The sequence below is a fragment of the Streptomyces albofaciens JCM 4342 genome, from assembly GCF_008634025.1.
GTDB lineage: Bacteria > Actinomycetota > Actinomycetes > Streptomycetales > Streptomycetaceae > Streptomyces > Streptomyces albofaciens.
Genome location: NZ_PDCM01000002.1, coordinates 2,207,374 through 2,219,652 on the forward strand (window position 1 = coordinate 2,207,374; position 12,279 = coordinate 2,219,652).

The 12,279-nt window shown below is 71.9% G+C and carries 12 protein-coding genes; 3 read left to right on the forward strand and 9 right to left on the reverse strand.

Going from position 1 to position 12,279, the window contains the following annotated elements; translation table 11 throughout:
• Positions 1-3 precede the first annotated feature (3 nt).
• Positions 4-1,239: a pyridoxal phosphate-dependent aminotransferase gene (locus tag CP973_RS29815; RefSeq protein ID WP_244410086.1), complete on the forward strand. Its 1,236-nt coding sequence runs from the start codon at positions 4-6 to the stop codon at positions 1,237-1,239.
• Between the two features lie 33 nt (positions 1,240-1,272).
• On the opposite strand, the gene CP973_RS29820 is transcribed toward CP973_RS29815, so the two are convergent.
• From CP973_RS29820 to CP973_RS29850, 7 genes are all read right to left on the reverse strand, one after another.
• Positions 1,273-2,733, reverse strand: a complete 1,461-nt coding sequence (locus tag CP973_RS29820; protein WP_244410278.1) for a cytochrome P450 — start codon at positions 2,731-2,733, stop codon at positions 1,273-1,275.
• Between the two features lie 2 nt (positions 2,734-2,735).
• Positions 2,736-3,359 carry a GTP-binding protein gene (locus tag CP973_RS29825; RefSeq protein WP_150246984.1) on the reverse strand — a complete coding sequence of 208 codons (624 nt, stop codon included), beginning with the start codon at positions 3,357-3,359 and terminating at the stop codon, positions 2,736-2,738.
• Positions 3,340-3,711 carry a DUF742 domain-containing protein gene (locus CP973_RS29830; protein ID WP_150246985.1) on the reverse strand — a complete coding sequence of 124 codons (372 nt, stop codon included), beginning with the start codon at positions 3,709-3,711 and terminating at the stop codon, positions 3,340-3,342. Before CP973_RS29830 ends, CP973_RS29825 begins: the two co-directional genes overlap by 20 nt.
• Positions 3,708-4,094 (reverse strand): roadblock/LC7 domain-containing protein, encoded by a 387-nt coding sequence (locus CP973_RS29835; protein ID WP_208853409.1) that lies wholly within the window; start codon positions 4,092-4,094, stop codon positions 3,708-3,710. The genes CP973_RS29830 and CP973_RS29835 overlap by 4 nt, the downstream gene beginning before the upstream one ends.
• 54 nt (positions 4,095-4,148) lie before the next feature.
• Positions 4,149-5,630 (reverse strand): sensor histidine kinase, encoded by a 1,482-nt coding sequence (locus CP973_RS29840; RefSeq protein WP_167538539.1) that lies wholly within the window; start codon positions 5,628-5,630, stop codon positions 4,149-4,151.
• 474 nt (positions 5,631-6,104) lie between these two features.
• Positions 6,105-7,004 carry a DUF2637 domain-containing protein gene (locus CP973_RS29845; RefSeq protein ID WP_244410089.1) on the reverse strand — a complete coding sequence of 300 codons (900 nt, stop codon included), beginning with the start codon at positions 7,002-7,004 and terminating at the stop codon, positions 6,105-6,107.
• A gap of 190 nt (positions 7,005-7,194) precedes the next feature.
• Positions 7,195-7,389 carry a hypothetical protein gene (locus CP973_RS29850; protein WP_150246988.1) on the reverse strand — a complete coding sequence of 65 codons (195 nt, stop codon included), beginning with the start codon at positions 7,387-7,389 and terminating at the stop codon, positions 7,195-7,197.
• A 1,242-nt stretch (positions 7,390-8,631) separates the two neighbouring features.
• Here CP973_RS29850 and CP973_RS29855 point away from each other — a divergent pair.
• Complete coding sequence (locus CP973_RS29855; RefSeq protein ID WP_150246989.1) at positions 8,632-9,528, forward strand: helix-turn-helix domain-containing protein; 897 nt, start codon at positions 8,632-8,634, stop codon at positions 9,526-9,528.
• Between the two features lie 257 nt (positions 9,529-9,785).
• Positions 9,786-10,439 carry an ATP-binding cassette domain-containing protein gene (locus CP973_RS29860; RefSeq protein ID WP_167538540.1) on the forward strand — a complete coding sequence of 218 codons (654 nt, stop codon included), beginning with the start codon at positions 9,786-9,788 and terminating at the stop codon, positions 10,437-10,439.
• A gap of 118 nt (positions 10,440-10,557) precedes the next feature.
• Here the strand turns inward: CP973_RS29860 and CP973_RS29865 are convergent, their stop codons facing one another.
• Together CP973_RS29865 and CP973_RS29870 are read right to left on the reverse strand one after the other, a co-directional pair.
• On the reverse strand, positions 10,558-11,208 hold the full coding sequence (locus CP973_RS29865) for a hypothetical protein (protein WP_150246991.1): 651 nt from the start codon (positions 11,206-11,208) through the stop codon (positions 10,558-10,560).
• A 592-nt stretch (positions 11,209-11,800) separates the two neighbouring features.
• Positions 11,801-12,235 carry a hypothetical protein gene (locus CP973_RS29870; protein ID WP_150246992.1) on the reverse strand — a complete coding sequence of 145 codons (435 nt, stop codon included), beginning with the start codon at positions 12,233-12,235 and terminating at the stop codon, positions 11,801-11,803.
• Positions 12,236-12,279: the final 44 nt, after the last annotated feature.

A 12,279-nucleotide genomic window follows, 5' to 3' on the forward strand; every position in this document is an offset into this window, starting at 1 on the left:
GCCATGCCGCGGCACGAGGCGCTCCGCTCGCTGTTCGACGACGCGCGGGTCCGGCCCGACCTGCTGCGTCGGCGATCGCCCGTCCGGTGGGGCGCGGTCCCGCCCGACGTCATTCCGCTGACGGCGGCCGAACCGGATTTCCCCGGGCCCCGGGCGGTCAGGGACGCGGTCGTCGCGGCGGTCGCCGACGGCTATTTCCCCTACGCGACACCCAACGGACCGGAAGAACTCCTGGAGGCCTTCTCGGAAGTCGCCGAAGCCCGTCACGGAATCGGCAACCACCCCGATCGCGTGGTGCTCGCGCCCGGCACGGCGGCCGCCTTGTGGGGTGTGGTGCGCCTGCTGTGCGGAAAGGGCGACGAGTGCATCCTGCTGGACCCGGTGGACCTGCTGTTCGGCCAGGCCGTCGACGCCGTGGGGGCCCGGCGCGTCTACTGCCCGGTGGACAAGCGCACCGGGCGACTGGACACGGACCAGCTCGCCTCCTTGGTGACGGCGCGCACCGCGCTGATCTGCCTGTGCAATCCGCACAACCCGCTGGGCACGGTCTTCACCGAGCCGACGCTGCGGGCGGTGGAGGACATAGCCGCCGCCCACCGTGTCCCGATACTTTCCGACGAGGTGTGGGGCGACATCGTGTACCCGCCCAGGACGCACATCAGCATGGCGAGCCTGGACACCGGAAACAGCCGGCGCGTCTACACGGTGACCGGGCTTTCCAAGACGTTCGCGCTCCCGGGGCTGCGCATGGGCTTCGTGGTCGCCCCGACCCCCGCGGATGCGGACGCCTTGCGGCTCGCCTTCCAGCATCTCGGCGCCGCGTACAGCATGACGCCCTGTACCCAGGCCGGCGCCCTGGCCGCCCTGCGCCACGGCTGGCCCTGGCGGGACGCGTTCCTGGAACACCTGCAGGCCATGCGCGACTACTGTGCGGACCGGCTGAACGCGATACCGGGATTCTCCTGCGGCCGGCCGGACGGAACGTACGTCCTCTTCCCCGATGTGTCCGCCCTCGGGCTGAGCAGCCGGGCGATGGGCGAATTCCTGCTGGCGAAAGCGCGGGTGGCCGTGGTGCCCGGTACGGCCGAGTGGTTCGGCCCGGCCGCCGAGGGCAATATCCGCATCAGCTACGCCACTTCGCGGGCCGTGCTGGAAGAGGCGCTGAACCGTATGGCGAGCGCCGTCGGAGAACTCGTCCCCGGTGGCCCGGCCGCGCTCCAGGCCACCGGCACGCCGTGACGGGCCGTGCGGCCTGCCGGCCGGGTCCGGGCGTCAGCCGCGCAGCCAGGCCTTCAGCGCGGCCCACCAGGACGTACGCCTCGGGAGTACGGGGGCCGCGGGAGGCGGGCCGGGCGGGGACGGGGCCGGTGGCTCGGCCGCGGGCAGGGAGCCGTCGTCCGGGACGTCCCACAGCGGGCGCTCGGCGGCCGGACCGGCGGGCGCGCCGGAGCGCGCGGGCCGCGAGGGGCTGAACGTCACCGGGAGGCTGGTCAGGTGGCGCGTCATCCAGCCCGACTTCCAGCGCAGGTCCTCCTCGGGGATGCGCAGCCGCACGTCGGGCAGCCGGGCCATCAGCGTGTCGATGCCGGTGTCGGCGATGGCCCGGCCGATGTTCTGGCCGGGGCACTCCTGCGGGCCGCTGCTGAAGGCGAGGTGCGAGCGGTTGCCGAGCAGCGGAATCGAGGGGTCCGGGCGGACGGCCGGATCATTGTTCCCGGCGGCCAGGCTGAGCAGCAGCATGTCCCCCGCCTCGACCTTCTGGCCGCCGACCTCCGTGTCCACGGCGGCCCAGCGGCCGGGAATGGTCATCAGGGGCGGTTCGTTCCACAGCACCTGCTCCACCACGTCGGGCAGCGTCATCTGCCCGCCGGCCAGCGAGGCGTGGCACCGGGGATCGGTCAGCACCATCCGCAGGGTGCTCTTGAGGAGGTTGACCGTGGTCTCGTTCGCGGCGATCAGGACGACCCGCAGGTGGTTCCACACCTCCTCGTCGGTCAGCCGGGAGGAGTGGTCGATCAGCCAGGACGTGATGTCGTGGCCCCGGGTCGTGTGCTTGCGCCGTACCAGCTCCGTGAGGGTCTCCACGATGAACGCGTTGCTGGCCACCGAGGTCGCGGTGCCCGCCACCATGTCCCGGCTGGCCGTGACCAGCCGGGGCCCGTACTCGTCGGGCATGCCCAGGAGCTGCGTCAGCACGAGCATGGGCAGATGCTCGCAGAACTCCTCGGCCAGGTCCGCCTCACCGCGCTCGGCGAAGCCGTCGACCAGCTGGTGGGTGAAGCGGGTGATGTGCCGCCGGATGCCCCGGCGGTTGAAGCGGTCCAGGCTGTCGGTGACCGCCACGCGCAGCCGGTTGCGCTCCTCCCCGTCCAGGAACAGGCAGACCGGCTGCCAGGCGATCATCGGGAGCAGCGGTGAGTCCGGCGGCACCCGCCCTTCCCGGAACCAGCGCCAGTTGCGCGAGTCGCGGCTGAAGCGGGCGGGCGTACCGGCGACCTCCAGGATCTCGCGGTAGCCGAGGACGAGCCAGGCGGGCAGGTCGCCGTCCAGCAGGACGGGTGCGACGGCCCCGTGCCGGGCGCGCAGCCGCTCGTACAGGCCCATGGGGTCCTCGGCCGCCTCGGGGCCGAAGAGCCGCGCCAGTCCGTCGGCGGCGCCGAACCGGGCGTGTGCCGGGCACTCCCGGGGCGGCGTGGCGGCCCATGTGGTGCCGGGCTGTTCGGGGAAGGGCATGGTCACCGTGGCTCCGCAGTCGTGGTGGTGAGGGTGTGCAGATAGCGCATGAGGGTCAGCAGACCGTCGCGGCTGGAGCCGCGTTCGCGGGCGTCGCAGTCGATCACCGGCACCTGGTCGGGGATGTCCAGAGCCTGCCGGAGCTCGGAGACCGGGTACGAGGGGGCGTCCGGGAAGGCGTTGATGGCGACGATGAAGGGCACCCCGCGCTCCTCCAGGCGGCCCATCACGTCGAAACTGTCCTCCAGCCGCCGGGTGTCGATGAGGACGACGGCGCCCAGCGCGCCTTCGAAGAGGCCGTTCCACAGGAACCAGAACCGCTGCTGGCCCGGGGTGCCGAAGACGTACAGCACCAGTTCGTCGTTGAGGGTGATCCGGCCGAAGTCCATCGCCACGGTGGTCTCGCTCTTGCGCTCCACCCCGGCGAGATCGTCCACGCCGGCCCCGGCCTGCGTCATGATCTCCTCGGTGGTGAGCGGTCTGATCTCGCTGACCGAGCCGACCAGGGTGGTCTTGCCGACGCCGAAACCGCCGACGATCACCACCTTCACCGCCGTGGTGACCGAGGCCGGCAGGATGTCCTCGCCCCGCGGGCCGACGACGGGTTCAGAGATTCTGTAGTCCATGCATCACCGCCTCCAAGAGTTCGATGTCGGGCAGCGACTTGGCCGGGACCGAGGCCCGGGCCTCGACGTGGTTGCTCGCCAGCAGCTCCGTGAGCAGTACGGTGACCACGCTGACCGGCAGGTGGAGGTACGCGGAGAGCTCGGCGACGGACAGCGGGTAGTCGCAGATGCGGACGATGGCGGCGAGCTCCGGCTGCATGCCCGGACCGGCCTCGCCGCGGCTCACGATCAGCGTGACCATGTCGAGGGGGGCCTGCCGTTCGGCCGGTTGCCGGCCGGACGTCAGGACGTAGAGCCGTTCGGGACCGCCCTCTTCCCAGGCCTGTTTCTTCTGCCGCTCCGGCTCACTCATGGGACCTGCCGGTCGGACCTCGGCGGACTGGACAGGTGCTGGCCGATCCGGGCGACCAGGTCCCGCATCCGCTGCCCCATGAGGCCGGCGTCCACGTCGTCGTCGGCCAGCACCGCGAGGTACGCACCGGCGCCGGCCGCCATCAGGTAGAAGAAGCCGCCGTCGACCTCGACGACGACGAGTTTCATCCGGCCGTCGCGGTGCGGGAACTCGGCGGCGATGGCCGCCGACAGGCTCTGCAGCCCGGCGCAGGCGGCGGCGAGGCGGTCGGCGGTGTCGGTGTCCGTACCGCACTGCGCCATGCACAGGCCGTCCGAGGACAGCACCACGACGTTGCGGGTCTGCGGGACGCTGGACGCCAACTCCTCCAGCATCCAGTCCATGTTGAGCCGCTGCTTTGTGGCCACTTGCTCACTCATCCTTATCTGCTGGCTCGGTCACTGCTCGGGCTCCGGGGCGCCCGGGCCCTCGGGACCGCGCGCCGGGGGCTCGTCCGGCGACGCGCCGGAGGGGCCGTCGAGGAAGGCGGACAACCACATCCCGGCCGGCGGGGCCGGACGCCGGGGCTCGGTGGCGGAGGGGGCCGCCGGCCGCGGGCCCGCGGGCGGGAACACCGGACGGGTGGTGCGCCGCCTGCGCTGCGGGAGTCCGTTGGCGGTGCGCGGGGCGTCGGCGGACGACTCCTCGGCGGCCGCCGTGGCCCGGTGCTTGGGGCCGCTGGGGTAGCGGGGCGGCGGCAGGCTGGGCGCCTTGGCGATGGCGCCGCCGGGCGCCGGGGTCACGGTGATCAGTTCGGGCGGTACGACCAGGACGACGCGCACGCCGCCGTACGCGGACACCCGCAGCGACACGGTGAAGTGGTTGGTGTGGGACAGCCGGCCGACCACCGCCAGGCCGAGCCGGGGCGACTCCCCCAGGTCGTCCAGGTCCAGGCCGCTGGTGGCGTGCTGGGCCAGGGACCGCTCGGCGCGGACCCGGGCCTCGTCGGTCAGGCCGAGCCCGGCGTCCTCGATCTCGACGGCCACCCCGGTCTGGACCTCGGTCGCGGTCAGGTGGACGCGGGTCTGCGGCGGTGAGTAGCGCGTGGCGTTGTCCAGGAGCTCGGCCACGGCGTGGATCAGCGGTTCGGCGGCGCGGCCGAGAATGCCGACGTCGGCCACCGAGTGGAGATCGACGCGCTGGTAGTCGGTGATCCGGGACATGGCCCCGCGCAACACGTTGAACAGCGGGATGTCCTTCTGCCACTGCCGGCCCGGCCGGGCGCCGCCGAGGACGGCGATGCTGTCCGCCAGCCGGCCGATCAGCGCGGTCCGGTGGTCCAGGTGCAGCAGGTCATGGAAGACGTCCGGGTCGTTGCCGTGCTTGTCCTCCAGTTCGCGCAGTTCCAGGGCCTGTTGGTGCACGATGGCCTGCACGCGCCGGGCGATGTTGACGAAGGCCCGCCGGGCGGAGTCGCGCAGGTCCTCCTCGGCGTCGACCGTCAGGAGGATGTAGCGCACCACCGCGTCGTGCGCGGCCTCGAACCGGGGGCTCACCCGGGACACCGGGCCGATGGTGCGCAGCACGTCCTCGATCGACGTGCCCTGCCGGAGCCGGGCCAGGGCCGCGGGCAGGGTCTCCTTGGCCAGCCGGATCGTCTCGGTCTCCTGCTCGGCCAGCTGCCGTTGCAGGAAGGCCTCGCGTTCGGCGTACTGCCTGCGCAGGGCGTCGATCGCACGGCCCCGGCGGGCCGCCTCGGCGGCCGCGACGGCCACGGCGGCGGTCGCCAGGACGCCGATCCAGGCGGCGTGGGCACGGGCCGCCGACGGCAGCAACGACGCGGCCACGGCCGTACATATGGCCAGAAACGCGGGTGGCAGCAGCCACGGTGCGGTGGCGGCCGGCCCCGGCCTCCCGGGTGGCGAATCAGCACGAGCCATCGGCATCCTCAGAGCGCTAATGGAAGGGACAGGGCGTCATACGCGGCGTTCACGGTGTCGAAAGGCAGCGGGAAGACATGAGGCGGCGTTCCGCGCGCGGAGCCGGGTCCCAGGACGCCCGTGCCCTCGTGCGGCGGCGGCTTCACGGCAGCCGTCAGCGGTCTGCCGCAGCCGTCACAACTCGCTGCGCGGCAGTGAGCATAGTGCGGGCGGAATGGCTCTGCGGGCCATGTGCACGCACCACATGAATGTACTCACGTACGAAATTCAGAAGAATCGTTTGGCGCTGGCCATTCGCCGACACCGCGGCAAGCGGGAGCCGCTGACCTGCGCGGACAGGAATTCGGCGGTTTTCCGGGGCGTTACGCGACGGGCCGGGCACAGGGAAGTGTCCGCACGCCGGGGAAAACGTGCGGACACCCGCTTTTCGGGGCCGGGCCGGTGGATGTCACCACCGGGCGGCCGCCGCCCGCCTCACCCGCCGGACCGGTGCCGGTGCTGCCCCCGGCTGCTGTGCGCGTGCCGGGCCGCGGGCTGGGGGGCGCCGGCCAGGTCGAGTTGGCGTACGAACTGGTGGAAGCAGAGCAGGACGGTCAGCGGCGGCAGGCCCGCCACGGCGATGCCGGACGGCGAGGGGTGGACGTGGGCGATGCACAGCATCATGGCGACGGCGGCGAAGAAGATGACGACGGCCCAGGAATGCAGGGTGCGGCGCCGGTGGACGCGGGCGCGCAGGATGGACAGGGTGGCCACCACCCAGGGGCCGTAGATCAGCAGCGGCCACAGCACCGCGATGTCCGACGGCGCCACACCGTCCGCGATGGCGCGCAGGGGCGGATAGGACGCCACGGCGCCCAGCGCGGAGACGGCGATCGCGATCACCGCCGTGAGCAGGACGGACGACGCGCTGAGCAGCCGCCTCCAGGACCAGGCCGCGGGTCCGGCGGCGGGCCCGGCGGGCGCGTCGGCGGCCCGGGGGGCCGGTGCGGCGGGCCGGGCGGCGGTCTCGGCGTGCGGGTACTCGGGGTCGGCGCGCGGGTCCACGGACTCGACGTGCGGGTAGCCGGCTTCGACGTACGGGTACGCGGGATCGGCCGGGTACGCGGCCTCGACGTGCGGGTACACGGGGTCGGCGGACGAGTACGCGGGATCGGCGTGCGGGTACACGGGATCGGCGTGCGGGTACACGGCTTCGCCGGGGTAGTACACGGCCCGGCCGGGCGGGAACAACGACTCCGGGCCGTCCGCCACGGCGGGCTGCTCGGCCGTGTCCCACAACTCCGCCATCTCGGGGCCGAGTTCCTGTACGACGGCGGCGTCCCACCCGTCGTCGGCGATCTCCTGTTCCAGGGGCAGGTCGTGCGCGAACGGCACGCCCGCGCCACCGGGGAAGGGGACGGCCTCGTGCGTGCTCTGACGTGGCAGCCGGTGTCGGCCGGAACCGGGAGGCACGGGGACCCGCGGGATGTCGTTCACTGCAGCTCTCACTGGAATCGGTGGTGGCCGGTGGGCGGGGGCCGGCCGACGCGCCGCCCTCGGGGGGCGGCGGGCGCCGGGAGTGCCGTTACCGGTCGTCCTCGCTGCCGTCGAGGGTGGCCAGCAGCTGTTCCAGCAGGTCGCCGGTGTACTCCAGGCGGACCCGCTGTCCGGCGCGCAGCAGGTGGACGTCGGGCCGGACGCCGGGGGTGGCGCGCGGCACGCTCGCGCGCAGCTGCCAGGCGCCGAGCTGACGGGTGGGGGAAACGCTCGTCTCGGTCATATGTCGTCAACGAACAGGTATCGAGGCGGGTGACTGCGGCATACGGGCGAATCAGAATTAAGATAACTAATTCCTCATAACGGTTCTCCGGGACGAACCGGAAGCAGTCGCACCGCCACGATTCGACCAGACCCCGCGCCGCACGGCCGCCTCATCGGGCCGCCATCCGCTCAGGCGTCACTGACCAGCGTCAATACCATAGACGGAGAGTTACGGACATACCGCCAGGAACCCCGGCGACTCCGGCATACTCACCGGCCCGGGCGTCGCCGCGGTGACTTTCGCGTACGCGCAGATGGACAGCATCACAAGTTTCCTTCACCACAGTTGAAACGCGCCAATCGCCGGGCTAGGGTTCCTACGCCGCGCCTCAACCGTGCCGAACATTCAAGCCATCGGATCCGAAGCAGAGTTGACACCGGCGGTACGCGCCCCCGCGCGACCGCCGGACACCCCGGCCGAGGCCTCCCCCACCGGCAGCCCCCTCCGGACGACACGTCCCGGCGAGGGCCACGGACACTGCGCCACCCTTGCACCGGAGCCGATCTGTCCGCAGCGGGCGAAAGGAAGAGCGACGACCATGGAGTTCCGCGCCCTGGGACCGGTCGGACCCCGTACGCGCCCGGACACGCCGAGGGCCGCCGGCGGCGGGCAGCCCCGCCGCCGGCCGGCCGGGGCGGGCCCGCCGGACCTCCGCGCAGGACAGGTGCGGCGTCGATGTTCGCGCGCGCGGGGCCCGTTCCGGCCGGCCGGGTTCGCGCCGCGGCCGCCTCGCGCGCAGCAGCGCCCCGGCCCACGGCGGTTGACCGGCCCCCGCGCGGCCGACTCCACCGGCGCCCGCACCGTCCGGCCATGAGCCCCCGGGGCGCGGACCAGGCGCCCCGATTTCCGTCGCACGGCGTTCGGAAATGGGTGACCTTGCATTACGCATATTCATCCGACTGCCATCCGAACGCAACATGAACGGCGTCCGGATGAGGGTGCTTCACGGCATCCCGTACGGCATTACGGGCACCTCGGACGGCCATCGCGAGGCATCCGGACCGAAAGCGGAAAACCACCGGTGCAGCATTATTGACACCCTGTCAACGCTCTTTCAGTGATCTTTCCGAGTCGCCCGTACGGGCGATTCCTGTGCTACCCTTTCGCCTGCTGCCGGTAATGGCCAGCTCGCTTTCCACGGCATTCCAGAACGCTCGGCCCGACGAAGCAGCTCCACCATGTACATCAAGGGGGATGATTGTGCAGCGGATCGTTTTCACGCCGGAAAGCCTTGCGAAGTTACGGCTGGCAGCCCGCCCCGAGCAGTTCCGGGAGACCCTGTTCGCCCTGGGCATGCTGAGCACCGGCAGCGGCGGCGCGCCGTTCAACGCCTGGCGAAGACGGGTGGGCGCCTGGGCCGGAGCCGGCGGGATCGTCGGACTCGCCCGTACGGTACGCACCTTTCCCGACCTCTACCGCGTCGCCGAAAAGGCCTCCGCCGAGGACGCCTCCGCCCGGACGGCCACCACGACGGTGCCCGCCGCTTTCAAACCGCGGCTGCTGAAGGACCTGGAGGCTTTCCACCGGGTCGCGGTGGCGCCCTACTGGTCCCGGATAGCCGGCCACCTGGAGGCGGACCGCAACGTCCGCGGACAGATCACACTGAGCGGCGGCATCGACCAGCTGCTCGGCACCCTGCACCCGGCCATCCGCTGGGAACCGCCGGTCCTCGAAGTGCCCGGCGAGGGTGAGGACATCAAGCTGGAGGATTCCGGACTGCTCCTCGCGCCGGCCTTCTTCCTCTTCTCCCGCGCGCCGGTGCTCATCGAGCAGCGCGGCGGTCTGCCGCCCCTGCTGTCGTATCCGGTCCCGGTCAAGCAGGACTGGAGCGACGAGCCCCAGGGCACGAGCGCCGGCAGCGACCAGGCGCTGCGCGCGCTCGTCGGCCGGACCCGGGCCGCGGTGCTGCAGACCCTGACCCTGACCTGCACCACGACCCAGGTCGGCGAGCGGGTGGGGATCTCCACCGCCGCCGCCAGCCAGCACACCGCCGTGCTGCGCGCCGCCGGTCTGATCAGCACCCTGCGCACCCTCAACAAGGTCCAGCACACCCTCACCCCCCTCGGCGGGGCGCTCCTCCGGGGCGAAATGACCTGATCCGCGACTGGCGGGAAAGGGCCCGGAGGCTAGCATTCCGGGCCCATATCGGGGGTGAAGGTTACTGCACCCCCGCCCTACTGCCAGCATCATGGTGCTCGCCGGCCGCCGCATTGTAGTTTTGGTCCGTGGGCCTGGCAGGGCCCCACGCCGACGAAGGCCGGGGGCCGGATTGTGCGGGTGAATCAGTGATGGGGGGATTCGAGGGTTCTCCTGGTCCTTTTGAATCTCAGGAATACGCGGTAACGCTCGACAACGTGTCGAAGAGATACCCGGAAGCGGACCCGGACCGCTGCGCCCTGGACGATCTCTCGCTGGGTGTGCGGAAGGGGCGGTTCTGCGCCGTCATGGGCCCGCCGAAGTCCGGGAAGACCACCCTGTTGCAATGCATGGCGGGTATTGTCCGCCCGTCGTCCGGAACCGTCCGGTGGGGCCGTGCCGAAGCGGATTCGATCGGTGTCGTGCGCACCGACGACCTCCCGGACCCCGGCGCCGGCGTCCGCGACTTCGTCTCCGCGCGGCCGGGGGGCTCGCAGCGCAGCGACCGCGAGGTGCGCGACGCCTGCCGGCTCGCCCGGCTGTGGCCGCGGCGGCGCGATGTCCGCGAATTGACCGCGGTCCAGCTGAAGAAGGCCACGCTGGCCCGCGCGCTCGCCGACTCCCCCCGTTTACTGCTGGTGGACGAGCCGGCCGGGCCGGCCGCCGAAGGGTATTCGCGGGTGGTCGGGGACATCGTGCGCCGGGCCGTACGGACGCTGGAGGTCACGGCGGTGATGGCGACGGACGATCCGCTCGCCGCCTCCCGCGCGGACAGTGTCGTCTTCCTGCGGGACGGCCGCCTGGTGGACGCGGTGGCGAAGGCGTCGGTCGAGGAGATCACCGACTGTCTGCAGTTCCTCGACGAGCGCTGAGACGAGGGCCGCACCGTCCCCTTCCGCCGCGGGCACGGCACCCGCGGCGGTACGTACGGAAGCGGAACGTACGGCAGCGCAATGTACCCAGCGCTCGGGAACGCGACGTACGGGAAGGTCAGCCGCCGAACGCGCCCGCCAGCGCCGAGGGTGCGGGCACCGGCTCGCGGTCGGAGCGGATCGGGTAGAAGAGCATCGGGCCGGGACGCAGCGGGGTCTGACGGATGAGCACGGTGATCCCCGGCGAGAGGAAGAAGGACGGGGCGATCGTCAGACCCACCCTGTCCAAGCTCAAGTTCCCGCCCTGGCCCGGCACTTCGAGACCGGCGGCGGACCAGAAGACCTTCGGGTGCAGGCTGCCCAGCAGCCCGTCGGCGCCGCGCTCGCGCAGGACGGTCATCCGGGCCGCGCGGTCCCGCTCCAGACTCCGGGCGATCTGGTCCCAGTAGGGCGCCACACAGGCGTGGTAGAAGTGCCGCAGCGCCTCGGTGACGCGGTTCGGGCGGGCGCCGGCCGACGGCCCCTCGCCCCAGTGGTCGCGCTGCACCATGCGGTCGATGTCGGGGAACGGGCGGATGACCTTGGCCAGTTCGGTCAGGCGCCTGGCCTGCGGCCGGTGGCCGACCGCCCGGCGCCAGCGTTCGACGTCCGGTCCTCCGCCGCCGGAGGCGAGCAGCTCCAGGGCGAAGAGGGTTTCCCGGATGCGGTCGGCCTCGGACAGGATGCGGGTTCTGCGGAGGCTGTCGGTGGTGAAGTGAAGGTGCGGCACGGGTCCCCCATGAACTCAGTCAGCGTCGGCGCCGCGGTCCCGCGGGGGGAGGGTGAGGGGTGTCCGGGGGCCGGGGCCGATGCTGTGCTGCCGGTGCGTCGAGATCCTGAAGTGTTCAACTTCAACAGGAACGACGGTACGCGGCGGCCCGGTGGGCAGCAGTAGAGCTCGTGCCCGTTCGCTGGTGCAGTTCTCTGCACCCCGCGCAACCGCTCCCGGGCGCGCCACAGGGCCCGGCGGCACCACTCCCGTCCCGCGGGTACGGGGGTGGGCCGGCCGGCCCCGGATCGCGCGGTCGTGCGCGGGTGGCACCTGGTGGGCCGCCGCCCTCAGATGGTGATGATGACGTTGATGACCACGGCCACGGCGACGATGGCGGCCACCACCCAGGGCCACATCGGGCGCTCCTGGGACGGCTTCCAACCGGTGGACTCCGGCATGACTGCTCCTGACGCTGGTTCGTACGGTGATGAGGGGTCCGGGCCCCTCGGGCGACGGGGGACACCCAAGGGGCCCGGCGGTGAGGCTCTGGTGGCACAGGCACCCGGGGTGCCGCCGCCGAGCCCGGTCCGGGGTACTGCTTTCGGGGGGGCTACTTGTAGTCGTCGCGGTTCAGACAGGTTTTACGGAGGTCTTCGAGCAGTTCGTTCTGATCGGCGATGTAGCCGATCACGGTCCGGCTCGAACCCTTCCCCTTGACTTCCGCGTCGCGCATTTTGCGCGCGGTTTCCTTGATGGCCGTACGGAGCTTCTCGTCCGATGCCTGTCCGGCCATGGAGTCCAGTTCGTCGGCGCGTTCCCGGATCTGCTTCTTCGTCTTCTCCACATCGTCCGGGAACGGATTGGTGAAGGTCTTGCCCACGATCCGCGCACACAGTTCCACGCGGTTGGCGGTCTTGGTGCTGACGTCCTGGCAGCCACTGGCCCCCATGGTCAGCGCCGCCGCGGTGAGGACCGCGGCCACCACGGCGCCCGTCCGGGCCCGGTGTCGGCCGCCGCCTCCGGCACCCGGTTCCTTCGGTATCACCTGCCGGCCTCCCTGTCGTGGTCCAGCGCGGGTGGCGGACCGTT

Coding starts and splice junctions, on each gene's coding strand:
- CP973_RS29820 (WP_244410278.1), bottom strand. CDS start 2,733: ATGCCCTTCCCCGAACAGCCCGGCACCACATGGGCCGCCACGCCGCCC.
- CP973_RS29830 (WP_150246985.1), bottom strand. CDS start 3,711: ATGAGTGAGCCGGAGCGGCAGAAGAAACAGGCCTGGGAAGAGGGCGGT.
- CP973_RS29840 (WP_167538539.1), bottom strand. CDS start 5,630: ATGGCTCGTGCTGATTCGCCACCCGGGAGGCCGGGGCCGGCCGCCACC.
- CP973_RS29815 (WP_244410086.1), top strand. CDS start 4: ATGCCGCGGCACGAGGCGCTCCGCTCGCTGTTCGACGACGCGCGGGTC.
- CP973_RS29825 (WP_150246984.1), bottom strand. CDS start 3,359: ATGGACTACAGAATCTCTGAACCCGTCGTCGGCCCGCGGGGCGAGGAC.
- CP973_RS29850 (WP_150246988.1), bottom strand. CDS start 7,389: ATGACCGAGACGAGCGTTTCCCCCACCCGTCAGCTCGGCGCCTGGCAG.
- CP973_RS29835 (WP_208853409.1), bottom strand. CDS start 4,094: ATGGACTGGATGCTGGAGGAGTTGGCGTCCAGCGTCCCGCAGACCCGC.